The sequence below is a fragment of the Mycolicibacterium stellerae genome (assembly GCF_003719305.1).
GTDB classification, from domain to species: Bacteria; Actinomycetota; Actinomycetes; order Mycobacteriales; family Mycobacteriaceae; genus Mycobacterium; species Mycobacterium stellerae.
On the sequence record NZ_RARC01000019.1, the window covers coordinates 65,974 to 84,964 of the forward strand.

The window sequence follows — 18,991 nt, forward strand, 5'->3', positions numbered from 1 at the left end:
GCTAGCTTGCGGCCGTGTACCTCTTCTTGCAGACGTGGGCGGCATTGCGTGCAGCGATCGCCGACCTACCCGACGAGGCCTTCGCCGAGGTGTCGGGCTGTTCGGGTTGGCTGGTTCGCGACCTGGTGTGTCATCTGATCATCGACGCACAGGATGTATTGATCACGCTGGTCACACCGGCGAAATCCAAGCCGACGCGGGACGCCGTCACCTACTGGGAGTTGGCAGAAACGCCGCCGACTGGCGAGGAGCCCCTGGACTCGCTGACCGTCCGACTTGCGGCCGCATACCAAGACCCCAATCTCCTCAAATTCCACCTCGGCGACGTCGGTTCGGCGGCGGCGCGCGCCGCCGAACTCTGCGATCCGCGCCTGCACGTGAGCACTCGCGGTGAGGTTCTCACCGCGAGTGACTACCTGTCTGCATACGTGCTGGAATGGACGCTGCACCACCTCGACCTGATTTCACGCCTTCCCGGCGCAGCCAAACCGCCCACCGAGGGGCTGACAGCCGCGAGGCTGATGCTGGAGGCCATCGCCGGGGTGTCGTTTCCCGAGTCGCTCTCCGATGAGGACGTTCTTCTCGTCGGCACAGGACGGCGGGTCGCCTCCGATGCGGAGATTTCCCAACTGGGCACGCTGGCCGCGAAGCTTCCGTTCATCCTCGGCTGAGTCTCAACGGGGGAGAAGCGAGATCTTCTGCCAGATCTTGTTCGACAGCTCAGTGGTCAGGGTCTCGATCGTGGAGACGGTCTCGAGTACGACCCCGTCGGTGCTGTGTTCGGCACACAACGCCGCCGTCTTGGCCGTCAGGCTCAACATCTCCGAGCAGTAGTCGAGGTAATGGCGCAGCTGGTCTGCGTCCAAACCGTGCGCGACGCTCGCCGCGGTCGGCGTGTAGGTCGGGCTGACCTGTTCAGGATCCTTGGAGAGCTGATGCATGTCGATGACATGCGCCAGGGAGCGCAACCGGTGCAGCAGGCGCAGCAATGAGCGCCGCTCCAGCCGCTCGGGAAATGCCCAGAGGAACACGACCGCGATCGCCGCGAAGACCAGGTCGTTGACGACACTTTCGACGAGCGGCACCCAATCGGCCGTCTTGGCGAGCCCGTCGACAACGGCCGATCGCAGGCTGAAGGCCAGCGCGATCAACGTCGCCGCGACGATGGTGATGCTCGCGATGCGGGGCTCATCGTCATGCGCCGCAACCGATCTCGGGACTGGCCGGCCTCTGCTTGGACGCGGACCACAAGGCCGCCGAGGTCGCGCGCGGCCTTCGTGAGTCCACGCTCGCCGAAGCGTGCGTGGATACGACGCTCGAGCTGCCCCACCGTGTCTCCGACGACGCCCGCCGCCAGCTGGATGGTGTCCCCGGCCGGGCTGGTCTGCGCCACGTCACGACTGTAGGGCCAGCGCGTTGTTCGAGCACGCAACCTCGGCACGGAAGTTTTCAGCGCCGGCCCGCGCGCCACCTGTCCAGAATTCGCCGGTCCCGTTTGGTCGGCCGCCCGGCACCGCGATCGCGAGGCGCCACGGGAACGTGCGGAGTCTGAGGCGGCGGGGGTGTCCGATCGAGGTAGCAGGTCACGGCGTCGGCGGCGCCGACCCGCTTCTGGATCACCCGTACCACCTCGACTATCCGCGTCCTACTTCCGATGAGGGCACGCACTTCGTCACCGGGAGACACTGCCGTCGACGGTTTTGCGGGCCGATCGTTGACCCGGACATGCCCACTTCGGCAGGCGGCGGCCGCATCCGGCCGGGTCCTGGTCAGCCGGACCGCCCACAACCACCGATCCAGCCGGGTCGACTCCATAGCTCCATCATGACCCAGGAAACGCAATCCAGAATCGACGCCGTCGGCTGGTCTGTAAGTCGGCGTTTGCGCCGGGTGGACATCGAGGACGACGCGAACTACAGCCGCGCACGAACTCAGGCCCCGGCGCCCACCCAGCGCTGTAGGAACGCCTCGGTGACGATGGCCGCGTTGTCCGCCGCGACCTGCTTGTAGACGAAGAACGTGAACGGATAGCCCGGCAGGTTCAGCGGGTCGCCCGGCCCGTCAGACATTCCACGGATGCCGAGAAACGGGACGCCGTGCGCATCGGCGACCTGTTGTGCGGCGGCGGTCTCCTGGTCGACCGCGTCCACAGGCGCGCTGCCCCTCGCCAGGAAGCCCGTTATATTGCTGAGCACTCCCCGAACCAGGAACGGCGCCACCGCCCGAAAGAAGTTGCCCGCGAACAGCGGTGAGAAGTCCGGTGCGGCATGTGGTTGAGGACCGAAGACGGCCCCGCCCAGGGGGATGGACGGGAACGCTGCACCGTTGTTGTTGTCGGCGCTTGAGCCGTCACCGCCTACATAGAGTTGCGGCTCGCGATTGAGGTTGACGAGCCGCAGCCCAGACAGGGCAGCACAAATACGGCAGGAGGCGTCGGCGGCGGGGACGGTGCTCTCCAGATCCACAGTGAGGTCGTCGGCCGCGTCGAGCATCTCGGGGTCGACCGCCTGCCATGTGGCTCCGTCATCGGATGTCCATCGCGTCGGGATGGCGACATCGCCGATCCGGGTGCGTCCGTAGCCGCCCGCGACGCCGGCGAAAACGACTGCGCCAACGGAGATACCCGACGCGGGAGTGAAGTGCTTCAGTGCTGTTTCGGTGGTGTCGGCGGCGTTCCGCATGCCGATGCCTGTCATCGCGACGACGACCTTGTTGCCGCCCAGCCTGCCGAGGTAATAGTGCTTGCGGTGCACGACGACGACCGGCCTCTCGTCGAGCGTGGTGCGGGCGAGAATCGCATCCGCCTCGGCAGGGAAGGCGGTCAGGACCAGGGTGCGCTGTTCAGGTTCCACGGCAGTATCGGCGACCATCGTCGCACCGAGGCGGATTCGTGGCGGACCAATTTCAGCTCAGGGGATAGGCAACTCCTACTACCTTGCGTAGTATTGCCGGTGAGCCCCACCGTATGACATCCGGAGGTGCCTTGTGAAGTGGAGTTTCGCCCAGATAGGGCTGCTGATAATCGCCGCTTTTCACGTCATCCAGGCGGTGATCGGATTCATCGTCGAGCCCAGCTTTGCGACCGGTCCTGACGCGCCGACCGTCCAAGTGCTGGGGATGGACTACAACGGATGGCATGCGGTTGCCGGCCTCGCGCTGTTCGCGCCCGGTCTGGTGTTCGCGCTGCGCAAGTCGTGGTCGGTGCTGTATCTGCTCATCGCCGCGGTAGCCGGCGCGCTTCCGGGGATCTGGGCGTTCTTCTCACAACAGGTCGCGTTCGTCTTCGCGTTTCCCAACAACACCAGCGACGCGATCGTGCACCTGGTGACCGCGGCCGTCATGATCGCAGTCGCGGCCATACAGATCCGCATCGACGGCGGCCTGAAGAACTCGCTCGCCGACCTGCGCAAGCAACCTCAGGCGACCCGAAAGACGGGATAGTCGTTCACAATTCCCGCGAATTCGCCCAACGGTGAATGGCGGTCGACCGGAAAGAATGGGCGTGCCCCCGGCGCGAGCTCGAGGTAGCGACGCAGGATCGCGGCCCTGTCATCCGAGAAGTCTTCGACCAGCGACACGCCTTCGCGCTGTCGGCGCGTCAGCAGGACGGCGTGATCGTCGGCGCGCAGGTTGGCAGCCCACTCGGTTTTCTGGCCGAGCATGGCCACCAGATAGCGGCCGCCCTTGTAGTCGGCGACGACGACAGGAAACGAGATCGTCCGTCCGGTCTTGCGGCCCCGAACCTCGAGCGTCGCAGCATGACGCGGTCCGATGCCCGCCGCGAAGGCGATGGCGTTCAGTCGGTTCGAGGCGCGCGCCGTCCAACTGGGACGACCGTCGCGGTAATTCCACCGTTGCAGGGTGCTCAGAGCGTCGCGGAACATTCTCAGCTCGACTCGACGCGGCGACGCACGTAGGTCTTGAGTTCCGACGACAGCGCATCGGCCGCCAACAACTTCGGAAGCAGGTCAGGGTCCGACATCCGGGCGCGGAACACCAGACCGATCGTCACATTGTGGTCGGGGCGGTGATCAACCGATATGTGGTCCCCGGCGCGCACCACCCCCGGTGAGATAACCCTCAGATAAGCACCGGGCTTCGCGGCTGTGGTGAAAGTCTTGATCCACTTGTCCAGCTCGAGGAACGCGGAGAAGGTTCGGCACGGCGTACGGGGAGCCGACACCTCGAGCAGCGGTCCGTCGGTGCCGATTCGCCAGCGCTCGCCGATCAGAGCCTCGGTGACGTCGAGGCCCGACGTGGTCAGGTTCTCGCCGAACATTCCGTTGCGCAGCGGACGGGCCAGCAGCGCCTCCCACCCGTCGAGATCTTCGCGCGCATACGCGTAGACGGCCTGGTCGTCGCCGCCGTGCAGTTTTTGGTTACCGATGGTGTCACCGACCAGCCCGCTGCCGAGACCGTCACGCATCGGCCCCGGCGACCGCACCATCACCGACTCGTCCACCGCCGACTTGTCGATTCCCGTCGGCCTCGACGGTGCGTCGGGATTCGGGCGGACACGAGCAAGGTTGACCGACAACACTGATGCCACCGACTAAGGGTATTGCTCGCGTGGATCAGGTGCTCATCGGCCGGCGCGGCATTTGAATCTGCGTACGCGGAAATTCTTGGTTACGTGTGGGGCGGCGGGCATCGTCGAACACATGACGACAACCGCCGAAATCCGTCCCGCTCTCGGCCCCGCCCGTATCTCGCGACTCGATGTCCCCGAGGTCGAATCCCTGCGAAACGATGCGGTGCGCGGCTTCTTCACCCGCCAACTTCGCGAGGAGCGGTTGACGTCGAATTGGTTTCGCGCGCTGTCGCTTAACGAGGATGACCTCGAACGGTTCAACGCCTACCTGCTGCCGCTACTCGGCACCGACAATCGCGGCGGACTGACGGCGCGCGAACGTGAGGTGATCGCCACCGTCGTCTCGGGGGAGAACTGCTGCGCGTACTGCCACACCAACCACGCCAACAAACTGGGCAAGGTTGCCGGGGACTGCTGGATGACCACCTCATTCTGGAGGCGATTTCGATCGCAGCATTCATCGGTGCGACGAATCGGATCGGTATCGCCTTGGCGGTGCCGCCCAACCCCGAGTACACCGGCGTCCCTCGGCACTAGGACAAACCGCGCCCGCGGCACAAACCGCGCCCGCCACGTGTTGCGATGTGGGGAGCCAGTGCGAAGGAGGCGCGAGTGAAAATCCGTTTCGGAGTCGGGCTTGGAGCCGACAGTGGCCCGGAGCACCTCGCCGAGGTCGTCGACCAGCTCGAGAGTGCTGGGGTCGACTCGCTGTGGTTCTCCGAGCTGGTCTACTCACACCTCGTCGACCCGTTCGTCGGCATGGCGTTCACGCTTGCCCGCACAACCCGACTGAAGGTGGGCACCTCGGTGGCGGTGCTGCCGGGCCGACATCCAGTACTGGTCGCCAAGCAGCTCGCCTCGCTGTGGGCGGTCGCCCCGAAGCGTGTTCTGCCGGTCTTCGGTCTGCGGTCTGCGCTGCCCGTCGAACGTGACCTGTTCGTTGTGCCGGATGGAAAGCGGGCCGCGGTATTCGACGAGTCGCTCAAGCTGCTGCGCATCGCGCTGCGCGAGGACCACGTCGACTTCTCGGGTGACTACTTCACAGCGCGCGGGATACAGGTGCTGCCGAAACCGACTCCGCCGCTCGATCTCTGGATCGGCGGGGCAACGCCGGCCGCGTTCCGTCGCATCGGCACGCTCGGCGACGGCTGGCTGGGCAGCTTCCTGACTCCCGCCGAGGCGGGCCAGGCACGCCTGTCGATCATCGCTGCCGCGCAGACTGCGGGTCGTGAAATCGAACCCGATCACTATGGGATCAACCTCGCGGTCGGCGACGGGGATCTGCCTGCACCGGTGCTGGCTGCAATTCGCAAGCGCCGACCTGATCTCGATCCCGCAGCGCTCGTGGCGGCCGATTGGCAGACCCTGCACCGCAGGCTGGACGACTACATCGAGGCAGGGCTGACGAAGTTCGTCATCCGGCCGGCAGGCGACGTGAAACTTACCGACTTCCTCGAAAGGTTCGTCACTGAACTGCTTCCGCGGCAACACTAGAACCCATGATCGAGGTATTGCCGGACATGCCGCGCGGAGTCACCGGTATCCGCGTATCGGGTCGTATCCGGGGCGACGAACTCCGCGAGTTCAAACCCGCGATGGACGAGCTGATGGAAACCGGTGAGATCAGAATGGTCGAGGTCATCGCGCCGGACTACGAGGGCTTCGGTCCCGGCGGGCTGGCCGAGGATCTCAAGCTGGGCCTCGGCCTTCTGACGCGGCACCACTCCGCGTTCAAGCGGATCGCGGTGGTTTCCGACAAGGAGTGGGTCGCGCACGCGATGCATGCGTTCGCGTGGATGGTTCCCGGGGAGCTGGCGATGTTCGGTCTCGACGAGCTCGAGCGGGCCAAGGAGTGGGCCGCAGGCTGATATCGGCTGCGGATCTTCTCGTTTTTGGGATCGGTAGCAAATGTGAGTGGCTATTTTCGGATCATGCGAACCACTACTTTGCCGAAAATCAAGAGAGTTGCCGCTGCTGCCCTGATATCCGGCGTCGGCGCGGTCGCCGCCATGGGACTTGCCACCGGAACGGCCCAGGCCGGCGAGGGCCCGATCGATGCCTGGAGCAACTACGAATGGTGTCCAGGAGAAGAGTTGCCCCAGGCCGACGGACCGATCACTTGGGATATGAACGCCTGCCACTTCTGGCATTACCCAAGACGCGCGCGAAAACCCACCCTCGCTCTATCACGTGGTCGAGGGGCTTCGGCCGAATCCATGCCCGCCCATCGCCTTCATGTGCCCGTGATCATCGGCGCCCGATAGCGCCTATCCTGGCCGGAGTGTCCGAACCGTCCGTCGCGGAGTTGCGTAAGCGCCTCGACGAATTGACCATCCGTGACGCAGCGCGGCTCGGCAGACGCCTGAAGAACCTTCGCGGCGCGAAGCCGGACAAGCTGGCCCAGCTTGCCGAGCAGATCACCGCGGGCCATGCGCTGGTCGCCACCCGACAAGCCGCGTTGCCGACGATCACCTATCCCGATCTGCCGGTAAGCGAGCGGCGGCACGAGATCGCCGAAGCGATCCGGACCCACCAAGTGGTCGTGGTGGCCGGCGAAACGGGCTCGGGCAAGACCACCCAGCTGCCCAAGATCTGCCTCGAGATCGGCCGCGGCATCCGCGGAACCATCGGACACACTCAACCGAGACGGCTGGCGGCACGTACGGTCGCTCAGCGCATCGCCGATGAGCTCGGCACCCCGCTGGGCGAAACCGTGGGCTACACAGTCCGGTTCACCGACCAGGTCAGCGACCGCACGCTGGTCAAGCTGATGACCGACGGCATCCTGCTCGCCGAGATCCAGCGTGACCGCCGCCTGCTCCGCTACGACACCCTCATCCTCGACGAGGCGCACGAGCGCAGCCTCAACGTCGACTTCCTGCTCGGCTATCTGCGTGAGCTGCTGCCGCGCCGTCCCGATCTCAAGGTGATCGTCACATCGGCGACCATCGAGCCGGAACGCTTCGCCGCGCATTTCAACGCTCCGATCATCGAGGTTTCCGGGCGTACTTACCCGATCGAGATCCGTTACCGCCCATTGGAAGTCCCGGTCGCGTCATCAGACGATGACGACCCCGACGATCCCGACCGTGAAGTCGTGCGCACCGAAGTGCGCGATCAGACCGAGGCCATCATCGATGCCGTGGGTGAACTCGAGATGGAACCGCCCGGCGACGTCCTGGTGTTCCTGTCGGGCGAGCGCGAGATCCGCGACACCGCAGAGGCGTTGCGTCATCTGAAGAACACCGAGGTGTTGCCCCTTTACGCGCGGCTTCCGACCGCCGAACAGCAGCGGATCTTCGCGCCCCACACCGGCCGCCGGGTCGTGCTCGCGACCAACGTCGCCGAGACGTCGTTGACCGTGCCGGGCATCCGGTATGTTGTCGACCCCGGCACCGCTCGAATTTCGCGGTACAGCCGCAGGACGAAGGTGCAGCGGCTGCCGATCGAGCCGATCTCGCAGGCCTCGGCGGCTCAGCGCGCCGGGCGCTCGGGACGCGTGGCGCCGGGTGTGTGCATCCGGCTGTACTCCGAGGATGACTTCACGTCACGGCCGCGCTACACCGACCCTGAGATTCTGCGCACAAACCTCGCCGCGGTGATCCTGCAGATGGCGGCCCTTGCGCTCGGCGACATGGAGAGCTTCCCGTTCCTCGACCCGCCCGACCGGCGCAGCATTCGCGACGGTGTGCAACTGCTGCAGGAGCTCGGTGCTTTCGACAGCGACGGCGCGATCACCCCGGTCGGCCGCCGACTCGCACAGTTGCCCGTCGACCCACGCCTGGCCCGGATGATCCTGGCGGCCGACGCCGAAGGCTGCGTACGCGAAGTGCTCGTGCTCGCCGCGGCCCTTGCGATCCCGGACCCGCGTGAACGACCCGCCGACAAAGAGGAAGCGGCCCGGCAAAAACACGCGCGCTTCGCCGACGAGAACTCCGACTTCCTGTCCTACCTGAACTTGTGGCGTTATCTGCGGGATCAACGAAAAGAACGTTCCGGCAACTCATTCCGTCGTATGTGTCGTGAGGAGTTCCTGCACTACCTACGCATCCGGGAGTGGCAGGATCTGGTCGGCCAACTGCGCAGCATCGCCCGCGACATGGGCATCCGGGAGCAGGACGAACCGGCAGACGCCGCGCGTGTGCATGCGGCGGTGACCGCAGGGCTCTTGTCGCACATCGGTCTGCGCGAAGGTGATACGCGCGACTTCCAGGGCGCACGCAACTCGAGGTTCGTGCTCGCGCCGGGATCGGTGCTGACGAAACGTCCGCCGCGTTGGATCGTCGTCGCCGACCTCGTCGAGACCAGCCGCCTGTACGGACGGATCGCCGCACGCATCCAACCGGAGGAGGTCGAACGCATCGCGGCCCACCTGGTGGCGCGCACGTACAGCGAGCCGCACTGGGACGCCCAGCGGGCAGCCGTGATGGCCTATGAACGGGTGACGTTGTACGGCCTTCCGATCGTGGCCCGACGTCGCGTGGACTACGGGCCGATCGACCCGCAGCTGGCACGCGAACTATTCATCCGGCACGCCCTGGTCGAGGGGGAGTGGCAGACCCGCCACCATTTCTTCGGTGACAACGCAGCGCTGCGCGCCGAGGTCGAGGAGATGGAGGAACGCACCCGCCGCCGCGACCTGTTGGTCGATGACGACGACATCTACGCGTTCTACGACGCGCGTATCCCTTCGGATGTGCTGTCCGCACGGCATTTCGACGCGTGGTGGAAGAGGCAGCGGCACAAGACACCAAGCTTGCTGACGTTCACCCGCGACGACCTGCTGCGCATCGACGACACCGGCGACGCCGACCGGCCAGACATCTGGCAGACGGGTGATGTCGCGCTGCCGCTGACCTACCGATTCGAGCCAGGTGCCGTCGACGACGGTGTCACGGTGCACGTGCCGATCGATGTGCTCGCGCGCCTGGGTGGCGACGAGTTCGCGTGGCAGGTGCCCGCGCTGCGCGAGGAGCTGGTCACCGAGCTCATCCGTTCGCTGCCCAAGAACCTGCGCCGCAACTTCGTTCCCGCCCCCGACACCGCACGCGCGGTGATGGCCGGGATCGATCAGGGTGCAGAGCCGCTGCTGGATGCGCTTGCGCGTGAATTACGCCGCCGCACCGGCGTGTTGGTGCCGATCGACGCGTTCGACCTGGACAAGCTGCCTGCGCATCTGCGGGTGACGTTCACTATCGAGTCAGCGGACGGCGCGGAGGTCGCCAGGGGTAAAGACCTCACTGCGTTGCAGGACCGGCTCGCGACACCGGCTCAGAACGCCGTCGCGCACGCGGTCGGCGGCGAGCTGCAACGGACGGGACTTCGCACATGGCCCGAGGACCTCGACGAAATTCCCCGCGTCGTCGAGCGTACGGTCGGTGGGCGGACGGTTCGCGGCTTCCCTGCCTTCGACGACGCGGGCGCCGCCGTCGATCTGCGAGTGTTCGCGACATCGGCTGAGCAGGACCGGGCAATGGGGCCTGGGATGCGACGGTTGGTGCGCCTCAGCGTGCCGTCACCCGTCAAAGCGGTTGAGCGACAGCTGGATCCGCGGAAGCGTCTGACACTCGGCGCGAATCCTGACGGCTCGCTGGCCGCTCTGCTCGACGACTGCGCCGACGCTGCAGCGGACACGCTGGTGGGCGCCCCGGTGTGGACAAGCGGTGAATTCGAGACCCTGCGCGCTCGGGTGGCGACGGATCTCCTTTCCACCACCATCGATGTGGTGGGCCGCGTCGAAAAGGTGTTGTCCGCTGCACACGAAGTGCAACTGCAGCTGCCCGCCCAACCACCGCCCGCCCATGCCGACGCGATCGACGATGTCCGCGCGCAACTGGACCGCCTGTTGCCTGCTGGGTTTGTCAGCACTGCCGGGCGCGCGCATCTCGCCGATCTCGCCCGCTACCTGACCGCCATCCACCGGCGCCTGGAAAGCCTGCCCCGCGGGGTCGAGGCCGACCGGCAGCGCATGGCCCGGGTGCACGCGGTCGAAGACGCCTACGACGAACTGGTTCGCGCATTGCCATCGGCGCGTCAGGAAGCAGACAGTGTCCGCGACATCGCCTGGCAGATCGAGGAGCTGCGGGTGAGCCTGTGGGCCCAGCAGCTCGGCACCCCACGCCCGGTCAGCGAGAAGCGAATACGCCGGGCGATCGACGCCGTGCATGACCGCTTGTGAGCAGCGTGTCGTCCAGCGTGCGTTGACGGAATGTGTTGCGATAGCTTTGCGGCGCAACGCCACTGAGCCGGCGAAACTGTTCGCGGAAGTTGGCCGCGGAGGTGAATCCGACATCACGGCCAATCCGTTCGACGCCGTGGGTGGTGCGTTCCAGCAGTTCTTGCGCGTGGCGGACGCGCACTCCGGTGACCCACTGCATCGGCGTCTGGCCGGTTTCTGCCTGAAAGTGCCGGTTGAGAGTGCGTACGCTCATCGCGGCATGTTCTGCTATGTCGGCCAGGGTCAGCTCGCGATGCGAATTCTGTTCGATCCAGGCCAGCACGGAATCCAGCTCGGTTTGTTCCCCAATGATGGTGATGGGTAACCGGTTTCGGACGATGAACTGTGCCTGACCGCCGCTGCGGTGAAGTGGTGCGACGGCGAGCTTGGCTGCGGTGGCTGCGGTGGCTGCGCCGTGGTCACGTTGAACCATGTACAGACACAGATCGAGGCCGGCGGAGGCGCCTGCCGAGGTCAAGATCTGGCCTTCGTCGACATAGAGGACGTCGGGATCCAGGCGAACGGCTGGATAGGCGGCGCGGAAGAGGTCGGCCGCGAACCAATGCGTGGTTGCCCGCTTTCCGTCGAGCAGTCCCGCGGCGGCAAGCGTGAACGCGCCGGTGCAGATTGACGCGATCCGAGTCCCCGCGGTGTACGCCGAGCGCAGGGCGGCGATCAGGTCGCCCGGCGCCGCCGCGGCGACGTCGTTGCTGCCGGGCACGATGATGGTGTCCGCGTCGGCGAGTGCCTCCAGACCGTGATCGGTGCCGATGCGTACCCGTCCCGCGGCGATCACCGGTTCGGTACCGCACACCTGCACGCGATATCCGTTTTCGCCATTGGACAGCGGGACTCGCGCGAACACTTCGACGGCGAGGGCGAGGTCGTATGCGATCACGTCGGGGAAAGCGACGACGGCAACGCTGCCCATGAGCGCACCATAGCAGCGGTTTGGCGCGATCATCTCAGACCGCTGGAATCTTGCCAGCCCCGTCGTCGCACCGGCGTGCGACAGATCCTCAGGCGCGCCGCACCCCGGAGACCGCTGACCGCGGCAGCCGTCCCGCGCGCGAGTGACCGCCCAACCGATCACCATCGACGACCACGTCGAACTCGAGCTTCAGCCGCATCGGTTTGGTCACCGTCTGCCGCCAGCTGACCCGTTGCCCGTCCGTGTCGTCGGTGAGCACGATGTCGGTCAGCGGCACGGTCTCGGACTTGCCCGCTGCGCTGCCGGTGATCCGGCCGTCGCGCTCTTTGAAGCTGTAGACGATGTACAGCGATCCGACCGGCGTCTTGATGCTGACGTCCCAGTCGCCGAAGATGCTCATCGTCAGACCGCTTTCGGTAGCGGGCCGGTGTTCGTCCACACCGTCCCGCGGCGCTCGTAGGCGAACAGCTCCTCGACGGCAAGTGCGATACGCGGGCCGAAACTTCGGTTCAGCAGATGCAGCGCAAGGTCCAAACCGGATGTCACGCCGCCTGCGGTGACGAGGTCTCCGTCGTCGACGACCCTGGCCCGCACGGGGATTGCGCCCGTCGCCTCGAGTACGTCGACGCCGAGATGGTGAGTGTTGGCGTGACGGCCGTCCAGCAGGCCGGCCATCGCCAACGCGAGCGATCCACCGCACACAGTGGCCACCGTGACCTCCGGGTTATTCAGCGCTTGACGCATCAACGGCACCGCCTCGGTCTCACCGAATCGGGCGAGAAGCACGGGGATCGTCTCCACACCGTCGTCGGGATCCCCTTCAATCGGGCCTGACGCGCCTGGCACGATCACGTAACCCGGATTGGCCGGATCGAGCTGCGCGGTGGCCCGCAGCGACAGCCCGCGGGATCCGCTGACGACGACGCGTGGGCCCTCGGCGGACACGAGCTCGACGTCGAACTCACCACCGACGGCGTCGCTGCCCGCGACGAGAACCTCGAACGGGGCGATGACATCGAGGGGGTCGAACCCGTCGAACAGCACGATCTGAACATGCATGTCGCTAGCCCACCCACGGCAGGGCTTGATCGCCCCAGCCCGAGTTCTCCACCACGTCGAAGAAGGTGATCGAGGTCCGGTTGATCAACTCGTGTAGGTGGGCGGGCAACGTAAACGGGGGACCCTTCATCGGGTTGGCTTGTACATCGCGGGCGATGGCGCCCGCGAGTGCATAGCCCACATCGTGGCGCGGCCACGCATCGAGTACCTGCTCGACGAAACCGGGTGTGAGCAGCTCCCTCCCGGTACCGGCGATGTCCAGGGAGATCCCGAAATGAGAGACGGCCTGTTCGGCGCCGAACCGGTCCGCCAGGCCAACGCTGCTATGCAACGCAATCGACTGCCACACCGTGGTGACCCGTTCATCGTCGAGTCCCTGCTCACGAAGGAAGCGCACCGCAGCGTCGGCCCCGTCGACCTCGAATCGCTGGTCGCCGCCGCCGTATTCGGTCACGCCAAGGTCATGCAGGATGCACGCGAGGAACACCGGTTCGTCGTCATAGTCGACGTCGCTGCGCAGTCCCTTGGCGGCCGCAAGTTCGCGCGCGAAGAGATAGCTACGGACACAGTGGTTTGCGAGAAACGCGGGGGAGACATCGAAGAGTAATCGCAGTGCTGCTGAACAGATGACGGAATCCGGAAGCCCCCAACGGGCCGAATCGCTGACGTCGCTGGTCCTCGGGACGTGTTGCTGGTTGCTCACTGTGCCACAGTGCCCAACCGCATTCGTCCACGACAGTGGCTAGATAGCCATCCACCGCCAGGATTTGGACAAGCGCGCAGTGCGCGGTGACAGACCCACCTGGGGCAGCCCGGTGTGGTTTTTGGGATCGGTAGCCCGACGGCGCTTGTCTACTTGGCCCATGTGGGTTACGCCCACGCCGCCTGAGACGAAAGACATGACATGAACACCAATCGCAACCGCAAGCGCGTCCTCGCCGGGGCGCTGCTGTCGGCCGGACTCGCACTCGCGGGCGCGGGCTTGGCCGAAGGCACCGCGCAGGCACTGCCTGGCGGTCCCGCACCGCTGAGTGCATGGCCCGGATGCCCTGAGGAAAACCCATCTGGCCCGTGCCACTGGTGCCCGGGAGATCCGCCGGTGCAGACCGGAAATCTCCGGGTGTACCCGGTGGTCTGGGACAACAACGTCTGCCACACCTATTGGTACGTGTATAGCGGGCAGGGCAACGTGGCGCACAACATCTTCGAGGGAGAGACGCCGCCGGCACCGCCGCCGCCGCCGCCGAACCTGACACCCCCCCTTCCCCCGGGATGGTGCTGGTCACTGTTCATTCCGACGACCAGCTGCCCGAACGGCTGAGGTGTAAGCGCGCGACCTACCTGCACCGGATACGATCGCCGGGTGTTTCGAATCGATGGGATAGACGGCGAAAGCATTGTCGTTGACGGCAACTGGGTGGAGAAGCTGCGGACGAACACCTCGCGGGGTCGAAATCCCGCAGACCGGTACTCCGGGACCCAGATCAACGAATTCAGTCGACGCAAGAAGTTGTTCGGCGGCGAGAAGGAGCAGCTGCTTCAGGTGATCGTCAACGTCGGCACCTTCTATTCACTGAACGTGCCTGCGGAGCGACGCGCCGAAGTGGACGCGCTCGTCGCCGAGCTGGAAAAGGCCAAGGCCCGGGCATCCTCGTAGGGGACTTCTGGGGCAGTGCGAGGTACGCGCAGGGTGGCGTCGGCCGATGCATAATCGCTAGGGCGCAACGCCACCACTCTGCTAACAGCGACGCGAGGGAAATCCATTGTCCGAAACGAAGATCACGGTCATCTACGACAACCCCATTGATCCCGACGCCTTCGAAGCTGCCTACGAGTCGGAACAGCTGGAGGCCGCTCGCCGGATACCGGGGCACATCCGGTTTGAGACGTCCAAGGTGTGGCCGAAGGAAGACGGAAGCCCGACGCCTGCCTATCGTTCGATCGACCTCTACTACCCGGATTACGCGTCTGCCAGCGACGCGGTGACCACACCGGAGGCGGGTGCGTTTTTCGAGGCCATGGCGCGATTGTCGACGGGTGGCGTGCGCGTGTTGTTCTCCGACATCGAGGTACCTCAGCGCTGAGGAGGACACGGCGTTAGATCTTGTCGATGATCTGACCGCGCTTGGCGGCGTATTCGGCCTCCGAGATCACACCGGCGCAGCGCAGGCCCTCCAACTCCTGCAGGCGCTCGGCGATCGGCTTGGGCGCTAGACGTGCTCCGCATGTTCGAGCACCTGTAGCGCTTCGCGTATCGGCGCCTCGAGCTTCTGGTACGCCAACGCCTTGAGCGCCCTCGAGCTGAACTCATACTGGCTCAGCATCCAACCGATCAGGTCATGCTGGGTGAGGGGTTTGCCCGGTATTGACCTCAACGGATCTTGCCAGGAGGCATTGTTTTTGGGATCGGTAGCCGACCACGCCGGCTGTACTTGACGCACCGGCATCGCCAGTGGGCGGCGCCCAACGAAAGGAATCGAATGAGCCGATTTTCGCGGTTCGCGACGTCAGTCGTCGTGTCTGGCGCCGTGGCGGTAACCGGTCTGACATTGGGTGCGGGCATCTCCCACGCCGAGGGGCCCAGCTACAACGGCGGCAACTGCCCCGGCGGCATGACCTGTACCCACTGGTGTCCCGGCGACCCTGCCATACCCGGAAGCCAAGTGCTGAGCTGGGACTGGAACATCTGCCACGACTGGTACTGGAATTCAGAGGGCATCGTCGACGTGAGCACCAGCACCATTTACCCGTGGTCGGGCGTACCCCATCAGGTCGCACCACCTCCGCCGGTCGCTCCTGCGCCCCCGCCGGAGCCGCTGCCGCCGGGCACCCCGTTCTGCAGCCCGCGCGGTGCTTTGATCATCATCCCGCCGATCTGCGACGAGATCGGCGTTGACCTCCCGCCTGGCTCGGTACGCCACTAGTCGCCCAGGCTGTTGCGTCGGTAGTCCGACAACGTGTAGGCAAGGCCGAGTCTGCGTCTGCGCTCTGCTTCTTTGATTGTGCGTTCACGCTCGTCTGCCGGTGCGTGCACCAACTCGCGGTACAACTCGTTGTCGACGGCGTACACGCCATCCACTGGGTCACGCAGATGCCGCCGGTAAACGCTGTCCGCGTAGGCGAGTGGATCCTCACCGGCAGTCTGGCGACGGATGAATTCCTCGCCAAGCCGTTGGAGTGCTTCGTGGCCGCTGCAGCCTGTCACCGACCAATCGGCACCGGGATACGACGCCGTCCAGGTGTCACCGTCGGCTACCAGCTGCGGCTCCATATGGAAGGCGTACTGACGAAGTTCGTCGTCGATCGCACCATCGTCGGCTGTCCTGCTCACTTTTTCCTCCAAGTAGCCAGGGTGCGCTTCACGGCAGTGATCCGCCAGTGTCGTCCCTTGGGCTCCAATACGTTCCGACTCTTAGATCCGGATACAACACCGAGCACCGGTAATGCCCGAATGTTCCCTTCGGTCTCAGACACCACACGATTGGCCCTGTGGGGAATTGTGGGTCGAGTCGAAGCGGAGCAAGCGGCGGGTCATATTGAAGAGCGCTGATGTGGCTTGCGAGTTCGGCACCCTGCTGCCGTATCGAATCGACGACCCCGGCGGTGTGATCGAGTTGAGTGCGCAACGCGTTGAGGATGACCCGTTGCGCTGCAGGCGTCGTCGCGGCGGCACCGGCTCGCGAGGTTGCGCGTGATTGCCTGGCGATCGCGTCAAGACGTTCTCTGCCGCCTCGTGCAATCGATGAGGCCACCGCAATATCGGCCTTTAAGGCGGCTTCGGTTTGACCGGCCGCGCGCAATCTCACGGCGCTCTTGGCGACGAAGCGCTTGTGTTGGGCGACAAGAAACCCAGACATCTCACGCGTTGTCTGAGCAGTGGCCGTCGCTGAGTAAGCCGCGTTCTCGACGTCACCCAGCGCCGCAGTTCTCAGCGGCGCTGAATCACCGGCGACCAAAGACCGCGCGCGCTGAACAGCTGCCTCTACCCAGGCACACTCCCATACGACCGACACAACCCCATTATCGTTCCGCCGATCAACAGTTCCTGCACCAATTCGGCGCCCGCCGGGGGAGTAGCGTCACGCGGGTGACGGTCTATGCCCTCAACCTGTTCGACATCGCCGACCGTGACGAGTACCTGGCGTACTCCAAGCGTTCACCGCAAGAAGTGGCCAGGCACGGCGGTCGCGTCGTCGCACTCGGACAGTTCCGTGAATCGGTCACCGGCGATATCGAGCCACGCAAGGTGCTGATACTCGTCGAGTGGGAGTCCAAAGACGCCTTCGACGGCTACTGCAATGATCCCGAACTGGCCGATCTGCACGCCCACCGGGAGAACGGTTCGTCGTCCTACATCTGGCACCTGTTCGACCGCCTCGACGACCTTCGCCCTCTGCTAAAGCCATCCTGAACGCTATCGGCTGCTCGGCGGCGTCGGCGATGAAACTCGAGTGCGCCGCGACCCGCCGGCGGGCAGAATCTCGTCCATGGGTCACCTGGACGTGTCTCGGGTGTCGTATGCGCTGCCCGACGGGACACCGCTGCTCGACGACGTGTCCTTCCGGGTACCCGCAGGCGGCGTCGTCGCGTTGGTCGGAGCGAACGGCGCGGGTAAGTCCACACTGCTTCGGCTGATCGCCGGCGAAATCCCGTTGCCGACGGGCACCGTAACGACAAGCGGCACGATCGGTGTCATGCCGCAGTTCATCGGCAGCGTGCGCGATCAATCCGTTGTCCGAGACCTACTGCTCGCGGCGGCGCCGCAACGCCTGCGCGACGCCGCTGCCGCCGTCGACGCCGCAGAACTGGCGCTGATGGAGGCAGACGACGAGCCGCTCCAGATGAGGTATGCCCAGGCCTTGGCTGACTGGGCAGATGCAGGCGGGTACGACCTCGAGGTGCTGTGGGACACCGTGACCGTGGCGGCTCTGCATGACTCCTACGACCGGGTGAAGTGGCGCGACGTCTCGTCGCTGTCCGGCGGGGAACAGAAACGCCTTGTGCTGGAAGCACTTCTGCGGGGCCCGGACAACGTGCTGCTGCTTGACGAGCCGGACAACTATCTCGACGTACCGGGAAAGACTTGGCTGGAAGACGCTTTGCGTGAGTCGCTCAAGACGGTGTTGTTCATCTCCCACGACCGCGAGTTGCTTGCGCGGGCCGCGACCGCCGTGGTCACGGTCGAGCTTGGCGCCGCAGGCAATACGGCCTGGACGCACCCGGGCGGGTTCGACACGTACCACGAGGCCCGGGCCGCGCGGTTCGAACGGCTCGACGAGCTTCGGCGGCGCTGGGACGAGGAACACGCGAAGCTCAAGGCGCTGGTCCTGATGTACAAGACGAAGGCTGCTTACAACGACGGGCTCGCGAGTCGATACCAGGCGGCGCAGACGCGTCTGAGGAAGTTCGAGGAAGCCGGACCTCCCCAAGCCACCGCGCGCAAGCAACGCGTGACCATGCGCTTGACGGGTGGCCGTACCGGAAAACGTGCGCTTGTCTGTCAAGATTTGGAGCTCACCGGGCTGATGCGTCGGTTCGATGCGGAGATCTGGTTTGGTGAGCGGGTCGCGGTTCTTGGCGCGAACGGCAGTGGGAAGTCACATTTCTTGAGGTTGTTGGCGGCGGGCGGCACCGATCCGGAACGCGACCACCGACCGGTCGGCGATGTCGCCCCCGGCTCGGTCAGTCATGCCGGCACGGCCAAACTCGGCGCTCGGGTACGTCCGGGCTGGTTCGCTCAAACACACCAGAACCCGTCGCTACTCGGACGTACCCTGCTGGAGGTCCTGCATCGCGGCGACGAACACCGCGACGGCCTGCCACGCGAAGCGGCCAGCCGCGTGCTCGACAGGTATGAGCTCGCCGGGGCGGCTGAGCAGACATTCGAAACCCTGTCGGGCGGACAGCAGGCACGGGTGCAGATCCTGCTGCTCGAATTGTCCGGCGCCACCATGCTTCTCCTCGATGAGCCGACCGATAACCTCGACCTCGCGAGTGCGGAGGCACTTGAGGCGGGCCTGGAGGCATACGAGGGAACGGTCATCGCCGTGACGCATGACCGCTGGTTCGCGCGCAAGTTCGACCGCTACCTTGTGTTCGCCGCCGACGGCAGTGTCCGCGAGAGCGACCAGCCGGTGTGGGACGAGCGGCGACCCGTTCGTACGACTGGATGACCGGATGCCCGGCCGGGCAG

General features: G+C 65.5%; 24 protein-coding genes and 1 pseudogene. 14 read left to right on the plus strand and 11 right to left on the minus strand.

The genetic code is table 11. The features are described 5' to 3' along the window. Positions 1 to 14: 14 nt before the first annotated feature. Positions 15 to 671: a maleylpyruvate isomerase N-terminal domain-containing protein gene (locus D6M19_RS21640; RefSeq protein ID WP_123027315.1), complete on the plus strand. Its 657-nt coding sequence runs from the start codon at positions 15 to 17 to the stop codon at positions 669 to 671. A gap of 3 nt (positions 672 to 674) precedes the next feature. On the opposite strand, the gene D6M19_RS21645 is transcribed toward D6M19_RS21640, so the two are convergent. From D6M19_RS21645 to D6M19_RS21660, 4 genes are all read right to left on the minus strand, one after another. Beyond that, a complete protein-coding gene (locus D6M19_RS21645) occupies positions 675 to 1,151 on the minus strand; it encodes a hypothetical protein (RefSeq protein ID WP_123027316.1) in 477 nt (158 codons plus the stop codon). Next, on the minus strand, positions 1,148 to 1,393 hold the full coding sequence (locus D6M19_RS21650; protein ID WP_123027317.1) for a hypothetical protein: 246 nt from the start codon (positions 1,391 to 1,393) through the stop codon (positions 1,148 to 1,150). Before D6M19_RS21650 ends, D6M19_RS21645 begins: the two co-directional genes overlap by 4 nt. Before the next feature lie 56 nt (positions 1,394 to 1,449). After that, positions 1,450 to 1,815: an Hsp15 family ribosome-associated heat shock protein gene (locus D6M19_RS21655; protein WP_123027318.1), complete on the minus strand. Its 366-nt coding sequence runs from the start codon at positions 1,813 to 1,815 to the stop codon at positions 1,450 to 1,452. Positions 1,816 to 1,931: 116 nt separating this feature from the next. Continuing rightward, the gene (locus D6M19_RS21660) at positions 1,932 to 2,870 is read right to left on the minus strand and encodes a 5'-methylthioadenosine/S-adenosylhomocysteine nucleosidase family protein (RefSeq protein ID WP_123027319.1); all 939 of its coding nucleotides are present in this window, start codon (positions 2,868 to 2,870) and stop codon (positions 1,932 to 1,934) included. Positions 2,871 to 2,985: 115 nt separating this feature from the next. On the opposite strand from D6M19_RS21660, the gene D6M19_RS21665 reads away from it, so the two are divergent. After that, complete coding sequence (locus D6M19_RS21665) at positions 2,986 to 3,441, plus strand: DUF4383 domain-containing protein (protein WP_123027320.1); 456 nt, start codon at positions 2,986 to 2,988, stop codon at positions 3,439 to 3,441. Here D6M19_RS21665 and D6M19_RS21670 read toward each other — a convergent pair. Together D6M19_RS21670 and D6M19_RS21675 are read right to left on the minus strand one after the other, a co-directional pair. Next, positions 3,417 to 3,884: a nitroreductase/quinone reductase family protein gene (locus tag D6M19_RS21670; RefSeq protein WP_123027321.1), complete on the minus strand. Its 468-nt coding sequence runs from the start codon at positions 3,882 to 3,884 to the stop codon at positions 3,417 to 3,419. The genes D6M19_RS21665 and D6M19_RS21670 overlap by 25 nt on opposite strands. Positions 3,885 to 3,886: 2 nt before the next feature. Continuing rightward, positions 3,887 to 4,549 (minus strand): MOSC domain-containing protein, encoded by a 663-nt coding sequence (locus D6M19_RS21675; protein WP_234834978.1) that lies wholly within the window; start codon positions 4,547 to 4,549, stop codon positions 3,887 to 3,889. A 112-nt stretch (positions 4,550 to 4,661) separates the two neighbouring features. On the opposite strand from D6M19_RS21675, the pseudogene D6M19_RS21680 reads away from it, so the two are divergent. The 5 genes and pseudogenes from D6M19_RS21680 to hrpA all read left to right on the plus strand — a co-directional run bounded on the left by D6M19_RS21680 (position 4,662) and on the right by hrpA (position 10,769). Next, positions 4,662 to 5,128 (plus strand): annotated as a pseudogene (locus D6M19_RS21680) (carboxymuconolactone decarboxylase family protein). Between the two features lie 75 nt (positions 5,129 to 5,203). Further along, entirely contained in the window at positions 5,204 to 6,085 is an 882-nt protein-coding gene (locus D6M19_RS21685) for a TIGR03854 family LLM class F420-dependent oxidoreductase (protein ID WP_123027323.1), read from the plus strand. A 5-nt stretch (positions 6,086 to 6,090) separates the two neighbouring features. Continuing rightward, complete coding sequence (locus D6M19_RS21690) at positions 6,091 to 6,459, plus strand: SpoIIAA family protein (RefSeq protein WP_123027324.1); 369 nt, start codon at positions 6,091 to 6,093, stop codon at positions 6,457 to 6,459. 63 nt (positions 6,460 to 6,522) lie between these two features. Then, on the plus strand, positions 6,523 to 6,855 hold the full coding sequence (locus tag D6M19_RS34565) for a hypothetical protein (RefSeq protein ID WP_206428589.1): 333 nt from the start codon (positions 6,523 to 6,525) through the stop codon (positions 6,853 to 6,855). Between the two features lie 17 nt (positions 6,856 to 6,872). Continuing rightward, on the plus strand, positions 6,873 to 10,769 hold the full coding sequence (hrpA, locus tag D6M19_RS21695) for an ATP-dependent RNA helicase HrpA (protein WP_123027325.1): 3,897 nt from the start codon (positions 6,873 to 6,875) through the stop codon (positions 10,767 to 10,769). On the opposite strand, the gene D6M19_RS21700 is transcribed toward hrpA, so the two are convergent. From D6M19_RS21700 to D6M19_RS21715, 4 genes are all read right to left on the minus strand, one after another. After that, complete coding sequence (locus tag D6M19_RS21700) at positions 10,717 to 11,739, minus strand: GlxA family transcriptional regulator (protein ID WP_123027375.1); 1,023 nt, start codon at positions 11,737 to 11,739, stop codon at positions 10,717 to 10,719. The two genes, hrpA and D6M19_RS21700, sit on opposite strands and share 53 nt — an antisense overlap. An 88-nt stretch (positions 11,740 to 11,827) precedes the next feature. After that, positions 11,828 to 12,139, minus strand: coding sequence for a hypothetical protein (locus D6M19_RS21705; protein WP_123027326.1), 312 nt, complete (start codon positions 12,137 to 12,139; stop codon positions 11,828 to 11,830). Between the two features lie 2 nt (positions 12,140 to 12,141). After that, positions 12,142 to 12,798 carry a DJ-1/PfpI family protein gene (locus tag D6M19_RS21710; protein WP_123027327.1) on the minus strand — a complete coding sequence of 219 codons (657 nt, stop codon included), beginning with the start codon at positions 12,796 to 12,798 and terminating at the stop codon, positions 12,142 to 12,144. Between the two features lie 4 nt (positions 12,799 to 12,802). Next, positions 12,803 to 13,501: an HD domain-containing protein gene (locus D6M19_RS21715; protein WP_123027328.1), complete on the minus strand. Its 699-nt coding sequence runs from the start codon at positions 13,499 to 13,501 to the stop codon at positions 12,803 to 12,805. Between the two features lie 201 nt (positions 13,502 to 13,702). Here D6M19_RS21715 and D6M19_RS21720 point away from each other — a divergent pair, with 201 nt between their 5' ends. The 4 genes from D6M19_RS21720 to D6M19_RS21740 all read left to right on the plus strand — a co-directional run bounded on the left by D6M19_RS21720 (position 13,703) and on the right by D6M19_RS21740 (position 15,722). Beyond that, positions 13,703 to 14,119 carry a hypothetical protein gene (locus tag D6M19_RS21720; RefSeq protein WP_234834979.1) on the plus strand — a complete coding sequence of 139 codons (417 nt, stop codon included), beginning with the start codon at positions 13,703 to 13,705 and terminating at the stop codon, positions 14,117 to 14,119. A gap of 42 nt (positions 14,120 to 14,161) precedes the next feature. After that, complete coding sequence (locus tag D6M19_RS21725; protein ID WP_123027329.1) at positions 14,162 to 14,455, plus strand: hypothetical protein; 294 nt, start codon at positions 14,162 to 14,164, stop codon at positions 14,453 to 14,455. A gap of 106 nt (positions 14,456 to 14,561) precedes the next feature. Continuing rightward, positions 14,562 to 14,882, plus strand: a complete 321-nt coding sequence (locus tag D6M19_RS21730; protein WP_123027330.1) for an EthD family reductase — start codon at positions 14,562 to 14,564, stop codon at positions 14,880 to 14,882. 396 nt (positions 14,883 to 15,278) lie between these two features. After that, positions 15,279 to 15,722: a hypothetical protein gene (locus D6M19_RS21740; protein ID WP_123027332.1), complete on the plus strand. Its 444-nt coding sequence runs from the start codon at positions 15,279 to 15,281 to the stop codon at positions 15,720 to 15,722. Here D6M19_RS21740 and D6M19_RS21745 read toward each other — a convergent pair. Then, entirely contained in the window at positions 15,719 to 16,129 is a 411-nt protein-coding gene (locus tag D6M19_RS21745; RefSeq protein WP_123027333.1) for a hypothetical protein, read from the minus strand. The genes D6M19_RS21740 and D6M19_RS21745 overlap by 4 nt on opposite strands. Before the next feature lie 220 nt (positions 16,130 to 16,349). Here D6M19_RS21745 and D6M19_RS21750 point away from each other — a divergent pair, with 220 nt between their 5' ends. The 3 genes from D6M19_RS21750 to D6M19_RS21760 all read left to right on the plus strand — a co-directional run bounded on the left by D6M19_RS21750 (position 16,350) and on the right by D6M19_RS21760 (position 18,971). Further along, positions 16,350 to 16,493 (plus strand): hypothetical protein, encoded by a 144-nt coding sequence (locus tag D6M19_RS21750; RefSeq protein WP_164478612.1) that lies wholly within the window; start codon positions 16,350 to 16,352, stop codon positions 16,491 to 16,493. A 392-nt stretch (positions 16,494 to 16,885) separates the two neighbouring features. Beyond that, entirely contained in the window at positions 16,886 to 17,209 is a 324-nt protein-coding gene (locus D6M19_RS21755; RefSeq protein ID WP_123027335.1) for a DUF1330 domain-containing protein, read from the plus strand. 76 nt (positions 17,210 to 17,285) lie between these two features. Further along, positions 17,286 to 18,971, plus strand: coding sequence for an ABC-F family ATP-binding cassette domain-containing protein (locus D6M19_RS21760; protein ID WP_123027376.1), 1,686 nt, complete (start codon positions 17,286 to 17,288; stop codon positions 18,969 to 18,971). The last annotated feature ends 20 nt before the right edge of the window (positions 18,972 to 18,991 follow it).